Origin of the sequence: Micromonospora sp. NPDC049836, from assembly GCF_044465125.1 — a bacterium.
Classification (GTDB): Bacteria; Actinomycetota; Actinomycetes; order Mycobacteriales; family Micromonosporaceae; genus Micromonospora.
The window spans coordinates 19,739-35,182 of record NZ_JBITLH010000025.1 but is presented as its reverse complement, the minus strand read 5'-3'; the positions used below and the strand labels follow the sequence as shown (position 1 = coordinate 35,182).

General features: G+C 70.9%; 12 protein-coding genes, 2 pseudogenes and 1 riboswitch. Of the genes and pseudogenes, 5 read left to right on the top strand and 9 right to left on the bottom strand.

Annotated elements, in window-relative coordinates:
• Window positions 1–450 precede the first annotated feature (450 nt).
• Entirely contained in the window at window positions 451–1,023 is a 573-nt protein-coding gene (locus tag ACIBPB_RS32870; protein ID WP_052166233.1) for a DUF421 domain-containing protein, read from the top strand.
• A 22-nt stretch (window positions 1,024–1,045) separates the two neighbouring features.
• Here the strand turns inward: ACIBPB_RS32870 and ACIBPB_RS32865 are convergent, their stop codons facing one another.
• On the bottom strand, window positions 1,046–1,897 hold the full coding sequence (locus tag ACIBPB_RS32865; RefSeq protein WP_116507037.1) for a bile acid:sodium symporter family protein: 852 nt from the start codon (window positions 1,895–1,897) through the stop codon (window positions 1,046–1,048).
• Between the two features lie 14 nt (window positions 1,898–1,911).
• Window positions 1,912–3,315: pseudogene (locus tag ACIBPB_RS32860) on the bottom strand (sulfatase).
• A gap of 382 nt (window positions 3,316–3,697) precedes the next feature.
• On the opposite strand from ACIBPB_RS32860, the gene ACIBPB_RS32855 reads away from it, so the two are divergent.
• Window positions 3,698–4,057 carry a hypothetical protein gene (locus tag ACIBPB_RS32855; RefSeq protein WP_030275061.1) on the top strand — a complete coding sequence of 120 codons (360 nt, stop codon included), beginning with the start codon at window positions 3,698–3,700 and terminating at the stop codon, window positions 4,055–4,057.
• Window positions 4,058–4,404: 347 nt separating this feature from the next.
• Here the strand turns inward: ACIBPB_RS32855 and ACIBPB_RS32850 are convergent, their stop codons facing one another.
• From ACIBPB_RS32850 to ACIBPB_RS32830, 5 genes and pseudogenes are all read right to left on the bottom strand, one after another.
• On the bottom strand, window positions 4,405–4,665 hold the full coding sequence (locus ACIBPB_RS32850) for a hypothetical protein (RefSeq protein WP_030275063.1): 261 nt from the start codon (window positions 4,663–4,665) through the stop codon (window positions 4,405–4,407).
• A gap of 5 nt (window positions 4,666–4,670) precedes the next feature.
• A pseudogene (locus tag ACIBPB_RS32845) lies at window positions 4,671–4,832 on the bottom strand (Fe-Mn family superoxide dismutase); the annotation flags it as partial.
• Between the two features lie 250 nt (window positions 4,833–5,082).
• Window positions 5,083–5,862 carry a precorrin-6A synthase (deacetylating) gene (cobF, locus tag ACIBPB_RS32840; protein WP_030275065.1) on the bottom strand — a complete coding sequence of 260 codons (780 nt, stop codon included), beginning with the start codon at window positions 5,860–5,862 and terminating at the stop codon, window positions 5,083–5,085.
• The gene (cobN, locus tag ACIBPB_RS32835) at window positions 5,859–9,458 is read right to left on the bottom strand and encodes a cobaltochelatase subunit CobN (protein ID WP_396843142.1); all 3,600 of its coding nucleotides are present in this window, start codon (window positions 9,456–9,458) and stop codon (window positions 5,859–5,861) included. Before cobN ends, cobF begins: the two co-directional genes overlap by 4 nt.
• On the bottom strand, window positions 9,455–9,973 hold the full coding sequence (locus tag ACIBPB_RS32830) for a (2Fe-2S) ferredoxin domain-containing protein (protein WP_396843141.1): 519 nt from the start codon (window positions 9,971–9,973) through the stop codon (window positions 9,455–9,457). The genes cobN and ACIBPB_RS32830 overlap by 4 nt, the downstream gene beginning before the upstream one ends.
• A gap of 215 nt (window positions 9,974–10,188) precedes the next feature.
• Window positions 10,189–10,370, bottom strand: a riboswitch (cobalamin riboswitch).
• Window positions 10,371–10,415: 45 nt separating this feature from the next.
• On the opposite strand from ACIBPB_RS32830, the gene ACIBPB_RS32825 reads away from it, so the two are divergent.
• The 3 genes from ACIBPB_RS32825 to ACIBPB_RS32815 are packed head-to-tail and all read left to right on the top strand — an operon-like array spanning window position 10,416 to window position 13,455.
• On the top strand, window positions 10,416–11,294 hold the full coding sequence (locus tag ACIBPB_RS32825) for a sulfite reductase subunit beta (RefSeq protein ID WP_396843140.1): 879 nt from the start codon (window positions 10,416–10,418) through the stop codon (window positions 11,292–11,294).
• Entirely contained in the window at window positions 11,291–11,956 is a 666-nt protein-coding gene (locus ACIBPB_RS32820) for a precorrin-8X methylmutase (protein WP_334466328.1), read from the top strand. Before ACIBPB_RS32825 ends, ACIBPB_RS32820 begins: the two co-directional genes overlap by 4 nt.
• Window positions 11,953–13,455, top strand: a complete 1,503-nt coding sequence (locus ACIBPB_RS32815) for a precorrin-2 C(20)-methyltransferase (protein ID WP_030275073.1) — start codon at window positions 11,953–11,955, stop codon at window positions 13,453–13,455. The genes ACIBPB_RS32820 and ACIBPB_RS32815 overlap by 4 nt, the downstream gene beginning before the upstream one ends.
• Here ACIBPB_RS32815 and ACIBPB_RS32810 read toward each other — a convergent pair whose 3' ends face one another.
• Together ACIBPB_RS32810 and cbiE are read right to left on the bottom strand one after the other, a co-directional pair.
• Window positions 13,456–14,211, bottom strand: coding sequence for a cobalt-precorrin-4/precorrin-4 C(11)-methyltransferase (locus ACIBPB_RS32810; RefSeq protein WP_013476139.1), 756 nt, complete (start codon window positions 14,209–14,211; stop codon window positions 13,456–13,458).
• Window positions 14,208–15,416, bottom strand: a complete 1,209-nt coding sequence (gene cbiE, locus ACIBPB_RS32805; RefSeq protein WP_396843139.1) for a precorrin-6y C5,15-methyltransferase (decarboxylating) subunit CbiE — start codon at window positions 15,414–15,416, stop codon at window positions 14,208–14,210. The genes ACIBPB_RS32810 and cbiE overlap by 4 nt, the downstream gene beginning before the upstream one ends.
• Window positions 15,417–15,444: the final 28 nt, after the last annotated feature.

The window sequence follows — 15,444 nt, the reverse complement described above, 5'->3', positions numbered from 1 at the left end:
GCAGTCTACGATGGACGATCACGTACTCTGACGCCTGATCCGGCATCGGCGGTCCTAGCTGCGCAAACACCGCGAACAGAAGTGCGGCTGGAGTACTAGGCCAGGTGGCCTTGCTGGCGGGTCCTGTGGGCCAGAGGGTGCGCCGGCGATCCTCTACCGATCGATCGAGCGGGCCGTCAAGGTTTCAGCCCGCTCAGGGCGTTCGCGTGCAGGACCCTCAGACGAGAGGCATTGCGGACCGGAACGTCCCGGAGTGGGCCGACGCCGCGTACGAGCTGGCCGCGCTGCTCGACGTCGATCTGGGGACGCGCCTACTTGCCGCCATAGCCGGCCGTTACCGTCGGCTTTGATCGCCGCTGAGCCTGGCAGGCATCTTTTCACCACATTAGTGGGGCTAGGGCCGGTACGCTCCGAAGGACCTACCTATTGCCGAATCGAGTGGGACCACGAGTGGCCGAGCAGACGATGAACCTGCTGAAGTCCCTGCTCGGCGTCGACGCGGACCAGCTCAACCCCGGCCAGATGGCGCTTCGGGCGCTGTTGACCTTCGTAGTGGCGGTAGCCATCGTTCGGCTCGGACACAAGCGGCTGTTCGGCCGGGCTACGGCGTTCGACCTGGCTGCGGCGATCATGTTCGGCTCAGTCATGAGCCGCGCCATCACGAACACGCTCGGGCTGTTCGCGGTCTGGCTTGCCGGCCTCGTGCTCATCATGCTGCACCGGCTCATGGCGACCCTCGCCTATCACTTCGACTGGTTCGGCCCACTCGTCAAGGGCCATCCGGTCCTGCTCGTGAAGGACGGTCGAGCCGACCGCGTCGCGATGCGGGACGGCCACGTCTCCTGGCGGGACCTCGACGAGGCCCTTCGCGGAACGGGAAGCGAGCCGGATCTGTCGCGCGTGCGGCTCGCCTACCTCGAACGCGACGGAAGCATCAGCGTGATTCCACGCGACACCGGGCCTCGCATCCTCGACGTCACCGTCGAGAAGAACGTCCAGGTCGTACGCATAGCGTTGGACTGACGCGGCGACCGAGCTAGCCGGTTCAAGCGGCCGGGACGCGTTCGCGCCTTCGCAGCACCGCCGCGACCGGAAAGAGCAGCGCGAAACCCGTCAGCGAGGTCACGATCACCATGACCACCGTGTCGTTGTCCACGAAGCCCTGTGTCGCCATCACCGTCGCCGCCGCGATGTTCCGCTGCGAGGTGCCGAGCCCAAGCACGGCACGTGCGTCGCGGTCCCGGCCGCCCAGCAGGTAGCCGATCACGAACGCGCCCGCCACCACCAGCATGGCCGGAACGATCGCCCCCTCCGCGAACAGAGTGACGATCGTCGGGATGTTGGCCAGCGTGGTTGCCAGGACGATCAGCACCAGGGCGAGGGTGGAGACACGGCGGGCCACAGGTCCCCACCGCCGCGCCGGGTCCGGCCACCGGGAGTTGAGCAGCAGGCCGGCGGCGAGCGGAAGGAGCATGGTCAGGACCAGGGGCACCGCGAGGGCACCGGCGGAGACCTCGGCCTCGGGCAGGACCCGGGGTACGGCGATCGGGGCGTACAGGACGGTGACGGGCAGCAGCAGCACCAGCAGCGTGGCGCTGAGTGCCACGTCCGACCGGGCCACCTCGCTCAGCTTGATCAGGAACGGCGCGCCGGCCGACATCGCGACCAGGATCAGCCCGGCCTCGAGCGGGCGGTCGAGCGGCCAGATCCGCACGATGCCGAGCGCGAGGAGCGGGACCAGCACGAAGTTGGCGAGCAGGGCTCGAGCCACGGCCCACAGGTCCCGCAGTGGGCCCAGGATCTGCCGGGCGGAGTGGGTGAGACCGACCGAGAGCATCGAGGTCACGGCGAACAGCAGAACCGCCAGATCCGCCACGGTGGTGAGTACGGTACGCATCGTCCAGTTAGCCCCTAGTCCGGCTCGCTGTGCTCGGCCGCTGTCGGTTCCGGCACGCCCGGATGTTCCGGCGGGAACGGCAGCAGCTCGGCGTCGATCCGCGTCCAGGTGTCGCGCAGGTCGTCCAGCAGGTCCGGGTGGTGGCCGGCGACGTCCGCCTGCTCCCGGCCGTCCACCGTCACGTCGTACAGGAGGTGGTAGGGGCCGGGCCGGCGCGGCCAGTTGCCGAGCACCGACCGGTCGCGGCGGTCGTAGAGGTACTTGAACGGGCCACGGCGGAGCGCGCCCTGGTTGGAGGTGCGCCAGAACAGGTCGTGCTCGGGGAAGTCGGCCCCGTCGACAAGCCACGGCAACAGGTCGACCCCGTCCAGCGGGTACCGCTCGTCCGGGGCCGTCCCGCCGGCGTCGATCAGCGTGGCGGTCAGGTCGAGGGTGTGGACCGGGTGGTCGGTGACCTGACCGCCGGGCACGGCCGCCGGCCACCGCAGGATCAGCGGCACCCGGATGCCGCCCTCGGTGAGGTCACCCTTCTCCCCCACGAACGGCCAGTTCTTCGACCACCGTTCACCGCCGTTGTCGGAGGTGAAGACGACGATGGTGTCGTCGGCGCGGCCCGCCTCGGTCAGCGCCGCGAGGACCCGGCCGACGCCCGCGTCCAGCTCTTCCACGAGTTCGGCGTACTTCGCCAGCGAGCCCCCGTCGGGGTGGATCAGCGGCGTCGGTCCCCGCTGCCCGTCGAACCTGCGCCGGATCTCCGTGCCGACGTCGCGGTCGTCCGGGCCCTCTCAGGGCCAGTGGGGCGCGGTGTAGTTGAGCTGCACGTAGAACGGGCCGGCACGGTCGGCGGCGACGAACTCCGCCGCACGGTCGGAGATCAACGAGGTGTAGTAGCCCGCCTCCTCCACCGGCGTCTCCCCCTCGTAGAGGTCGGCCTCGCCGATCGTGTTGACGTGCTCGAAGTAGTCGACCGCCCCGTCGAAGTTGCCGTAGAAGGTCTGGAAGCCGATGCGCAGCGGGCTGTACCACGGCAGCCATCCGCAGTGCCACTTGCCGAACATCGCCGTCTCGTACCCCGTCGCCAGCAGCAACGACGACAGCGTCGGATGCTCGGCGGGGATTCCGTTGCCCTCCCGGTGCGTGGTCAGCGGCTCCTCCAGGCCGGCCGGCAGGCGGGTGGGGTAGCGCCCGGTGTACAGCCCGATGCGGGTCGACGAGCACCACGGCGAGCCGGCGTAGCCGTGCCGGAACAGGAGGCCCTCCGCGGCCAGCCGATCGAGGTGGGGCGTGCGGATCGCCGTGGAGCCGTAGCAGCCCAGGTCGCCCCAGCCGAGGTCGTCGGCCAGGATGAACAGGATGTTGGGCGGCGCGGCCGGCCGACCCCCGCCCCCCGCCGTCCCCGCGCCACCACCGGTCGTCATGCGCCCCGTATACCTGTTCTTCGCGCGACCTAACGTCCCGTCGCGCCGGAGATGCGCGCGGCCGGCGGCCCCGACTTCCGCAACGTTCGGAACCAGGCCAGCAACCCTCGAATAGCGGCGCGGCGGGCCCGCGACGACCGCTCCAATCCGCCCCGGAACCCACCCTGAGCCGCGGGGGTCAGTTCCAGGTGGAGCCGACACGGGCACCCTGACCGCGGTCAAGGCCACGCCACACCGGTCTGGAAATAGCCATCTGACATGCCGTCGCTGACGTCAACACTGGCAGCAGAGCAGCCCTGCCGCGTTCACGCTCCTGATAACCAGTACGGACAATCGCCATGAACTCAGGAAATCAGACCGATGGCGCAGCATAGTGGAGCACATGCGTGAGCTGTCCGGCGGCGATCTAGGAATGCTCCTCTCCGTCTTCGCCTTGCTGCTGATAGCCTTCGGTATCGACTTCCACCTGTCCAGGAGTGCCATTCGGCGAAGCCGCCGAGGTGCGATCTTCGCCAGCATCGTGAGCTTGGTCGGTGAATCGACGACAGCTCTCGCGCTCGTGCTGACATGGATCGCCTTATGGAGTCCCGTTGCGTGGGAGAAGATCGATGACCTGCTCGTCTTCATCCCAGGGACGATCGCCGTCGTGTGTGCCGTTCTCCTCACCGGCGACCGGGCACTAGACAGGGTTATCCGCATCGCGGCGCGTTCTGATGGCAGCAGTGGAACCGACGACGGCTAATCCTCAAGTCTGATTGGGCGCACGGCGTCGAACATCAATCATCCTGGAATACTGTCACCTGTTGCCGCCGCGGGCGGGGCATGTTCTGCCGCGACAACTCGTAGGCCCGGTTTACAGGCACAGCCACACAGACGCGATCTTCGCTGACACACACTTAACGAAGATTACGTCGAGGTATCCCAACACTCTCTGAGCCAGGTTCGCTGGGCCTGAGCCGCCCCGGGTTATGTGGAGACGGCTCTACAAGATCCGGGGCGGTTCATCCGCCGCATCGGGCCTGCCCGAGCTCGGCGGTGACGCTGCGGTTGCCCGCTGGGTTCCGCCTCCGGGCGGAACCCAGCGGACCGTCATGCCGGTTGGGACTGGACGGTGTTGGCCAAGAGTAAGGACAGCTCCCGGACCAGGTCGTCCATCGACTGGCGGCTCTGCGCCTTGACCAGGCCCAGAGCGAGATCGGCCAGGAGGTAGAAGCCGAGGGTGCGGGACTGCTCGGAGCCGAACGCCGACATCAGTTCCTCCGCGCCCGCGAGGTCACCGCGATGCTTGGCCGCGATGACCCCGGCGGCGCGTTGGACGATCTCGGCCGCCTCGGGGGTGTACCCGGTCATCCCGATCAGATCTTCGGGGTGGCGGCGCGGGCGGCGTCGAAGCGGGAGATGACGTCGGTCCAGTTGACCAGGTTCCACAGCCGGTCCACGTAGTCCGGGCGGACGTTGCGGTACTGCAGGTAGTAGGCGTGCTCCCAGGCGTCGAACACCAGGATCGGGGTTGAGCCCTGCCCGACGTTGGCTGGCGCAACCAATTAGACGCGCCCGTACTGAAACGGTCGCCGACATCCGATCATCAACGGATCACTACGCGATCTACTTACTCCGCGTGGAGCACGGCCGCTACAACGGCGATTGTAGTGAAGGAAGGCTCGGCGCAAGGCGTTAGAGCGGCACGCACAGTAACGGGTTGCGGCCAACGATCGCAGGAGTGCGTTCACGGCTGGGTGATCATCGGTGGGTCAAAGGATGTGATTCTCAGGATCGCCGCTCGAGGCTGCCGGCCCGGCGCAACAAATACGTGTCCATGACCCAGCCGCGGCTCTGTTTCGCCGCCGTCCGCCGGGACCAGATTCGGTCGGCGACCTCGTCAAGGTTGCCGGCCACCAGTTGCTCGTCGGACGAGCCGAGGTTCGCGCCCCACCAGATCCGCCAGGCCGACAGTTCGGGGAGCTGGCGACAGGTCAATGCCCCGTCGAGCAGGACGACGAGGTTGTCGTGTGTCGCCGCGTCGTGGAGCAGGCGGCGGCCGGTCGTGATGGTGATCGGGCCGCCGATTGTGTTGAGGACGAGCCGGTGGTGTGCCGCCAGCAGTTGGATGCTGCTGAGGCCGGGTACGACGTCCACGGTGATGTCGACCCGTGCGCGTTCGGCGATGCGGTCGGCCACACGGATCGCCGAGTCGTACAGGGCCGGATCGCCCCAGACGAGCACTGCGGCGTCTCCCGGGTTGTCCAGCAATGCCTGCTCGAACGCCTCGGCCCGTGCCTCGTGCCAGTCGCGTACCGCGCCGGTGTAGTCGGCCGGGCCGGCACGGTCGCGTTCCGGGTCGGGTACGTGCACGAGCCGCCAGGCGCCGGTGACGTGCCGGGCGCAGATCGCCTCGCGCATCGCGATGAGGTCGGCCGTGCCCGGGTGCTGTCCGGTCTTGTCGGCGACGAGGAAGTAGTCGGCCTCGTTGAGTGCCCGGACGGCCTGGGCCGTGACCAGTTCGGGGTCGCCCGGGCCGAGGCCGACCAGGGTGAGGCGCCGTGTCACGCCTGATCCTCCAGGTCTCCCTCGACCTCGAGGTACACGCGGGCCATCTCCGCCATGACCTCGGCGTCCGGTTCGGCCCACAGTCCACGGTCGGCGGCCTCGTTCAGCCGTTCCACGATGCCGCGCAGTGCCCAGGGGTTCGCGCGGCGCATGAACTGCTGGTTCGTCTCGTCGAGGACGTATTCGCGGGCCAGTGACTCGTACATCCAGTCGTGGACGACACCGGCGGTGGCGCCGAAGCCGTAGAGGTAGTCCACGGTGGCGGCGAGCTCGAACGCTCCCTTGTAGCCGTGGCGCTGCATCGCCGCGATCCAGCGCGGGTTGACCACCCGCGAGCGGAAGACGCGGTTGGTCTCTTCCTGCAGGCTGCGGGTGCGTACGGCGTCGGGCGTGGTGGAGTCACCGACGTACGCCCTGGGTTCGGCGCCGGTCAGCGCGCGGACCGTGGCGATCATGCCGCCGTGGTATTGGAAGTAGTCGTCGGAGTCGGCGATGTCGTGCTCGCGGGAGTCGATGTTCTTCGCGGCGACGGCGATGCGCCGGTAGTTGGTTCGCATGTCGTCGGTTGCCGCGATGCCGTCGAGGCCGCGGCCGTAGGCGAAGCCGCCCCAGGCGGTGTAGACGGCGGCCAGGTCGGCGTCGTCGCGCCAGGTGCCGGACTCGACGACCTGGAGGATGCCGGCGCCGTACGATCCGGGCTTCGAACCGAAGATCCGCGTGGTGGCCCGCCGCTGGTCGCCGTGCTCGGCGAGGTCGTGGCGGGTGTGTGCCCGCACGTAGTTGCGCTCATCGGGTTCGTCGAGCCCGGCGACGAGCTGCACGGCGTCGTCGAGGAGTTCGATGACGTGCGGGAAGGCGTCGCGGAAGAATCCCGAGATGCGCACGGTCACGTCGATGCGGGGCCGGCCGAGTTCGTCGAGGCCGATGACCTCCAGGCCGTTGACCCGGCGTGAGGCCGTGTCCCAGATGGGGCGTACGCCCAGCAGCGCCAGCACCTCGGCGATGTCATCGCCGGAGGTGCGCATCGCGGAGGTGCCCCACACGGAGAGGCCGACCGATCGGGGGTGCTCGCCGGTTTCGGCGAGGTGCCGGGCGACGAGGGACTCGGCCATCGCCTGTCCCGTTTCCCAGGCCAGACGGGACGGAACGGCCCGCGGGTCGACGGTGTAGAAGTTACGGCCGGTCGGCAGGACGTTGACCAGTCCGCGCAGCGGGGAGCCGGAGGGCCCGGCCGGGACGAAACCGCCGTCGAGCGCGTGCAGGACGTTGGTCAGTTCGTCGGTGGTGGCGGCCAGCCGCGGCACGACCTGCTCGGCGGCGAAGCGCAGGACGTCGCGTACCACCGGGTCGTCGTGCAGCGCGTCGATCGCGTCAGCCTGCCAGCCGGCCTTCTCCATCGCCTCGATCAGGGCACGGGCCTGCGCCTCCACGGCGTCGACGTCGGCCGCCGGGGCGTCCTCGGCAAGACCCAGCGCGGCGCGCAGGCCGGGCAGTGCCCGGTTCTGTCCGCCCCAGACCTGTGTCGCGCGGAGCACGGCGAGCACCAGGTTGACGCGTGCCTGTCCGGTCGGTGCCTGGCCGAGCACGTGCAATCCGTCGCGGATCTGTACGTCCTTGATCTCGCACAGCCAGCCGTCGACGTGCAGCAGGAAGTCGTCGAACTCCTCGTCGCCGGGCCGTTCGTCCAGGCCGAGGTCGCGATGCATCTGTGCGGACTGCATCAGCGTCCAGATCTGCTGGCGGACCGCGGGCAGCTTCGCCGGGTCCATCGCGGCGATGTTGGCGTGCTCGTCGAGCAGTTGCTCCAGCTTGGCGATGTCGCCGTAGCTTTCGGCGCGTGCCATCGGCGGCACCAGGTGGTCGACGATGGTGGCGTGCGCGCGGCGCTTGGCTTGGGCACCCTCGCCAGGATCGTTGACCAGGAACGGATAGATCAACGGCATGCTGCCGATCGCCGCGTCCGTGGCGCAGGCGGCTGAGAGCGCGGCGTTCTTCCCCGGCAGCCACTCCATCGAGCCGTGTTTGCCGAGGTGCACCACCGCGTCGGCGCCGAAGCCGTGTTCGAGCCAGCGGTACGCGGCCAGGTAGTGGTGCGACGGAGGCATGGCCGGGTCGTGGTAGATCGCGACCGGGTTCTCGCCGAAGCCACGCGGGGGCTGGATGAGGATGACGACGTTACCGGCGCGCAGTGTGGCCAGCACGATGTCGCCGTCGTCGTCGACGAAAAGCGAGCCGGGAGCCTCGCCCCAGGTCTCGGCCATGGCGTCGCGTAGCGCGGCGGGCAATCCGGCAGTCCAGCGCCGGTAGTCGTCCCGGCTGATACGCACGTGCGACTCGCTGAGCTGAGCCTGCGTGAGCCACTCCTCGTCCTGCCCACCGGCGGCGATCAAAGCGTGGATGAGCGCGTTGCCGGCCGTCGTGTCGGCATCCTCTCCCTCGACCGGGAACAGCGGGTCGAGCCCGGGAATTGCGCCGGGTGCGCCGAGGTCGTAGCCGGCATCTCGCATCGCGCGCAGCAATCGGATCGCCGACACGGGCGTATCGAGGCCGACGGCGTTGCCGATGCGGCTGTGCTTGGTCGGGTAGGCCGACAGGACGAGGGCCACCTTGCGCTCGGCGGGCGGGACGTACCGCAGTCGGGCGTGGTTGACGGCGACGCCCGCGACGCGGGTGCATCGCTCAGGGTCGGTCACGTAGCGGGGCAGGCCGTCGGCGTCGACCTCCTTGAATGAGAACGGGACGGTGATCAGGCGACCGTCGAACTCGGGGATGGCGATCTGGGTCGCGGAGTCGAGCGGGGTGACGCCTTCGTCGGACGCCTCCCACTCGGCTCTGCTGGACGTGAGCGCCAGAGCCTGCAGCACGGGGATGTCGAGGGCGCGCAGCCGTTCGACGTCCCAGGACTCGTCGTCGCCGCCGGCGCTCGCGGCGGCGGGCCGGGCGCCGCCGGCGGCCAGGACCGTGACGACGATCGCATCCAGGGTGGCGAGTTCGGCGTACAACTCCTCGGGCGCCGCCCGCAGTGACGAGACGTAGATCGGTACGCCGGTGGCCACGCCGGTGGTGTCGATGGCATCGGCGAGTTCGTGGGCGAACGCGTTGTTGCCGCTCACCTCGTGGGCCCGGTAGTACAGGACTCCGACGCGGGGCCGGGCGTCCGGGGCCGGCTGCCGGCTGACTCCCCACTCGGGCAGCACCGCCGGCGGTTCGAAGCCTTCGCCGGTCAGCAGCACGGTGTCGGACAGGAAGGCGTGCAGTTGGCGCAGGTTCTCCGCGCCGCCCTCGGCGAGGTAGCGGTGCGCCTCGGCGCAGACACCGATCGGGACGGTCGACAGCCCCATCAACGCGGCGTTCAGCGTCCGTTCCCCACCGAGCACGACCAGGGGACGGCCGGTGCCGCGGATCAGCGCGGCGAGGTCGCGTACGTCCTCGGGCGAGCCGAGCACCCGCAGAACGACCAGGTCGGCCTCGCTGGTCAGGGTGTCGCGGCGCTCGCCGGTGAGCCGGGCAGGGTTGGCCCAGGACCAGTCCGCGTTGCTGGCCCGCGCCGAGAGCAGGTCGGTGTCCGAGGTGGACAGCAGGGCGATGCGTGTCATGTTTCTCCTTCGGTGACACGGGAGCCGAGGCGCAGGTCGCCGACCGGACGGCCGGCGCGTAGGTGCTCGCCGACGAGGCGTGCCGCGTCGCCGGGTCGCACCGGCCCGTACCAGGTGCCGGCGGGGTGCACGACGGCGACTGGTCCGTGGTTGCACGGGAACAGGCAGCCGGTCTGGGCCATGAGGACGTCGGCGTCGGTGAGCTGCTGCTCGACGAACGCGCCCACGATCGCGCGATAGGTCTCGTCCGCGCCGCGGGCACTGCAGCGCGGGCCGCGGCACAGCAGTAGATGATGGCGGTACGGCGGCGTGGTCTCCCAGGCCGGTGAGGTGAGTGGCGCCTCGTGCCCGGTGATCGCACGCTCGCCGAACCGGATGACCGGCGGGTCGATCTGCTGACGGTGCCAGTGGCCGGCCACGCGTCCCACCCACGAACGGGCGAAAGTCAGGTCGTCGGTGCTCACCGGTTCCAGGCGAACCTCCCGAACGCCCTCGGCGTGCAGCAGGTCGAGCACATGGGTCAGCGTGGGCTCGCCGGCTTGCAGGAAGGCCAGTCGGGCGCCGGCTGCCTCGGCCTGCCCGCGTAGCACCGGCGACGCGGCGTCCGTCAGTGCGGTCGCGACGTGAACGAGGACGCTCACGGGGTCAGGAGCCGGTGATCCGGTGCGATCGGGACACGGGGTCTTCTTTCGTCCGGGGCCTGTGCGCGAGGCCTGGATGGGCACGTGTCGCAGACGGATCTGCGGCCAGCAGGTCTTCGGACTCGGGATCAACCGGACGGGGCGCCTTCCCAGACCGTGGGTCCAGTGGCGTCGTGCCCCGCCCGTCACCCTCACCGCTGCGCGTCAGTCCCGGATTCGCACCGGGTTCCCTGGCTCATGGCTGAGTTTGACTGGCATCACGACGGTAGCACCGACAGCCGGTGTCGCCGGGGACGGGCTCTGGCACCATGTCGCCGTGACCGAGAGGACCCGCCGCGACCTGTGTCCCGGCCTGCTGCGCCCATGGATCGCCGACGACGGCGCGCTCGTGCGGGTGCGCGTCCCCGGCGGGATCGTGCCGACTGCGGCGCTGTGCGCACTCGTGGAGGTGGCCCGTGCGCACGGCGACGGCGCGGTCCACCTGACCAGCCGCGCCAACCTGCAGGTGCGCGGTCTCGAGCACGACGGTGGGCGGCTGCCCGAGACCGTCGTCGCCGACGTCATCGCGACCGGGCTCGTACCGTCCACGTCGCACGAGCTGGTCCGCAACATCCTCGCCTCACCGCTGACCGGACGCAGTGGCGGCCGGGCCGATCTACACCCGGTCGTCGCCGGACTCGACGCACGGCTGCGCGCCGAGCCCCGGCTCACCGCGCTGACCGGACGGTTCCTGTTCGTGCTTGACGACGGCCGCGGTGATCTGGTCAGCCGTGACTTGGACCTGGGGTTGGTGGCGCTCGACTCGGACACCGCGCAGCTACGTGCCGGAACCTCGGCGTGGGGGCCCGTCATCCGGCTGGACGAGGCCGCCGCGGCGCTGACCGGGCTCGCCGTACGCTTCGCCGGGCTCGCGGGTGACCGGCCGGACTCACCCTGGCACGTCGACGAGCTGCCCGGCGCCGGCGCCGCGCTGCTGGGCACCGTACTCGACCGTGCCGAGCGGACCCGGGTGAGCACACCTCCACCCGCGCTGGGCAGGATCGTTCAGGATGACGGCCGCGTCACCGCGCACCTCGCGGCTCCCGGCGGCCGAGTGGACGCTCCCCTGCTGGAGGAGATCCGCGCGCTCGGCGCCGGCGAGATCGTCCTCACCCCGTACCGCACCCTGCTCGTCCCCGATCTGGAGAACGCATGAGCCTCACCACACCGGCACGCCGCTACGACTACGTCACCGACGGCGCGGCGATCTACGACGCCTCGTTCGCCACCATCCGTGCCGAGGCCGATCTCTCAGGTGTGCCGGCCGACGCCGAGAAGGTCGCGGTGCGGATGATCCACGCATGCGGCCAGACCGACCTCACCCGCAACCTGGTGATCCACCCCGGCCTGGTGGCCGCCGCCCGCGGGGCGCTGGAGGCGGGGGCGCCGATCCTGACCGACGCGCACATGGTCGCCGCCGGCATCACCCACGCCCGCCTGCCCCGTGACAACGAGGTCCGCTGCTTTCTGCACGAACCCGAGGTCCCGGCGCTTGCCCACCGGTGGGCAACGACCCGGTCGGCGGCGGCGGTGTCGCTGTGGACCGACCACCTCGCCGGCGCGGTCGTCGCCTTCGGCAACGCCCCCACGGCCCTGTTCCACCTGCTGGAGATGCTGCGCGACGGCGCGCCACGACCAGCTGCGATCATCGGTACGCCGGTCGGATTCATCGGCGCCGCCGAGTCCAAGCAGGCGCTCATCGACCTCGCCACCGACGCCCCCGGCCTCGACGTGCCCTATCTCGTGGTGACCGGGCGCCGGGGCGGCTCGGCGATGGCTGCCTCCGCGCTCAACGCCCTCGCCCGGGAGGCGGAGTGACCGGGCGGCTGTCCGGCGTCGGGGTCGGCCCGGGTGATCCCGAACTGATCACGCTCAAAGCCGCCCGGCTGATCGGCGCGGCCCAGGTCATCGCCTACCACCAGGGTGTCGGCAAACAGTCCAACGCGCGCCGCATCGCTGCCGGGCTGTTCCCGGACGACGTGATCGAGGAGGCGCTGGTCTATCCGGTGACGACCCAGAGCACCGAGCACCCGGGCGGGTACGCCGGGGCGATGGCCGACTTCTACGCCGAAGCCGCCGAGCGGCTGCGGGCCCACCTTCGTGCGGGCCGCGACGTGGTCGTGCTGGCCGAAGGCGACCCGATGCTCTACGGCTCGTTCATGTACCTGCACGACCGGCTCGCCGGCGAGTTCGACACGCAGGTCGTCGCCGGTGTGCCCGCCTTCGCCGCCGCCACCGCCACCACCGCCCTGCCGCTGGTCCGGCAGACCGACGTGCTGACCGTGCTGCCGGGAACGTTGCCCGAGCCCGAGCTGGCCCGGCGTCTCGCCGACACCGACGGCGCGGTGATCATGAAGCTGGGCCGGACGTTCACCAAGGTCCGCTCGGCGCTCGAGCAGGCCGGGCGCGTCGAGGGCTCCTGGTACGTCGAACGGGCGTCGATGACCGCCGAGCGGGTACTGCCTGTCGCCGACGTGGACCCCGCCACGGTGCCGTACTTCTCGATCGTGCTGGTCCCCGGCGACACCCGACCCGGAGTGGCCCGTTACGACCTCCCGGCCACCAGGGTCACCGAACCTTATCCCGGCGCCGAGGTCGTCGTCGTGGGCCTCGGCCCCGGTCCCGATCGGTGGCTCTCCCCCGAGGCGTCGCAGGTGCTCGCCGAGGTCGGCCACGTCGTCGGCTACGGCCCGTACGTCCAGCGCGTCGCGCAGCGCCCCGGACTCGTCCGCCACGCCTCCGGCAACACGGTCGAGCTCGAGCGGGCCCGGCAGGCGCTCGAACTGGCGCTCGCCGGTGAGCGCGTCGCGGTCGTCTCCGGCGGTGACGCGGGCGTCTTCGGCATGGCGTCGGCGGTGTTCGAGGCCGCGGAGGACCCCCGCTACGCCGGCGTCGCCATCCGTGTCGTACCCGGGATCTCCGCCGTCCAGGCGGTCGCGGCGCGCGCGGGCGCGCCGATCGGGGCCGATTTCGCGGTGATGAGCCTGTCGGACCGGCTCAAGCCGTGGGAGGTCGTGGTCAAGCGGCTGCGCGCTGTCGCCGAGGCGGATTTGGTGCTGGCCCTCTACAACCCGCGCTCACGCTCACGCACCGAACAGGTCGCGCAGGCCCGGGCCGTGCTGCTGGAGCACAAGTCCCCCCGGACGGTCGTGGTCGTGGGCCGCGACATCGGCCGGGCCGGGGAGAGCCTCACCGTCACCTCGCTCGGCGAACTGGACCCTGGCAGCATCGACATGAAATGCCTGTTGATCATCGGCGCCTCGGCGACGCGAGTCACCGCGGCCGGACGTGTCTGGAGCCCGCGCTTCGTGCCCTGATCAGCCGCGCACGCGGCGCTCGCGACCGGCCGAGTAGAGGAACGACTCGCCGCCACGGACGTCCCCGGCCAGCGCCGGGCCGACCAGGATGACCGCTGCCTGTCGCAGACCGGCCTGCTCGACCCGGCCGCCGATGTCGGCCAGCGTGCCGCGCAGGATGAGCTCCTGCGGCTGCGACACCCGGTGCACCACGACTATGGGGCAGTCGTGGCCGTAGTAGCCGGCCAGTTCGGCGGCCAGCTCGCGGGTACGCGTGACCGCCAGGTGCAGGGCGAGCGTCGCGCCGGTCGCGGCGAACGCGGCGAGCTTCTCTCCCGACGGCATGACCGTGGACCGGGCCTGCGCGCGGGTGAGCACGACCGACTGGGCCAGCTCCGGGACGGTCAGCTCGGCGCCGACGGCGGCGGCAGCAGCCGCATAGGCCGGCACGCCGGGCGTGACGTCCCACGGGACCCGGGCGGCGTCGAGCCGGCGTGCCTGCTCGTGCACCGCCGAGTACAGCGACGGGTCACCGGAGCACAGCCGTACGACCTCGGACCCGTCGGCGTGTGCCTGGACCAGGTGCGTGGTGATCTGGTCCAGGTCGAGGTGCTGGGTGTCGATCAGCCGGGCGTCGTCACGGCAGTGCTCCAGCACCTCGGCGTCGAGGTACGTGCCCGGGTACAGGCACACGTCGGCGGACTCGAGCAGGCGTACCGCGCGGAGGGTGAGCAGGTCGGCGGCGCCGGGCCCGGCCCCGACGAAATGGACGGTCATGAATCTCCCTTGACGATGGACCACTGGCTGACTGCCCGCGCGGGCGTCCAGCCGGTGAAGCCGCCGAGCGGTTCGGCGCGTTCGACGTGCAGGCGGACGAGTTCACCGCCGCGCCGGCTGTGCTGCTCCAGCAGCACCGCCTCGGTCTCGGCGGTGACACCGTGCACGACGAGCCGTCCACCTGCGCCGAGCGCATCCCAGCAGGTGTCCAGCACGCCGGGGACGGTGGCCCCGCCGCCGACGAACACCGCGTCGGGACGGTCCAGGCCGGACAGGGCCCCGGGCGCCGAACCCTCGACCAGACGCAGACCCGGCACGCCGAGGGCAGCGGCGTTGCGGTGCACCAGCGCGGCCCGGTCGGAGCGGGGCTCCACCGCGATCGTCCGTGCCGTCGGCCAGGCCCGCATCCACTCCACACCGATCGAGCCGCTGCCGGCGCCGACGTCCCACAGCAGCTGACCGGGCGCGGGCGCGAGCCGGGCCAGGGCACTGGCCCGCAAGTCACGTTTGGTGATCTGCCCGGCGTGCTCGAACGCGTCGTCGGGCAACACGCCGCCCGAGGCCCAGCCCGGACCGGCACCGCGAACTTCGACGGCGAGAACGCTCAACCGCGGCACGTCGTTCAGGTCCCACCCGGCCGCGGTGGTCGCGGTACACGACTCACCGGCGGCACCGAGGTCACCGAGCACGACCAGCCTGGACTGCCCCCAACCGAGCCCGGTCAGCACCGCGGCCACGGCCGCGGGTGTCGTCTCGTCGCTGGACAGCACGAGCAGCCGGCGCCCGGCCGAGAGCGCAGGCACGATCAGCCGTAGGTCCCGGCCGACCAGGCTGACCGTGGTGACGGACTCAGCCGGCCATCCGAGACGTGCTCGGGCGAGGGCTACCGAGGAGACCCCGGGCACGATCGTCACGCGCTCCGGGCCCAGGACGTCCAGCAGCGTCGTGCCGATACCCGACACGAGCGGGTCGCCGGAGGCCAGCACGACAACCGGCCCTCGCGCGGAGGCGAGCACACCTGGCAAATTGTCCCGCAGCGGCGACGGCCACGCCACGCGCTGCTGGCCGTCGACGGGCGGCACCGCCTCGAGGTGCCGCCGCCCGCCGAGCAGCGTCGCGGCCGCCCGCACCAGCGCCCGGGACGGCTCCGGCAGACCCACCCACCCGTCAGCCCCGATCCCCACCACGGTCACCCGCTCCTCCATGGAGATGCACCCTAGCCGCCCACCGGCC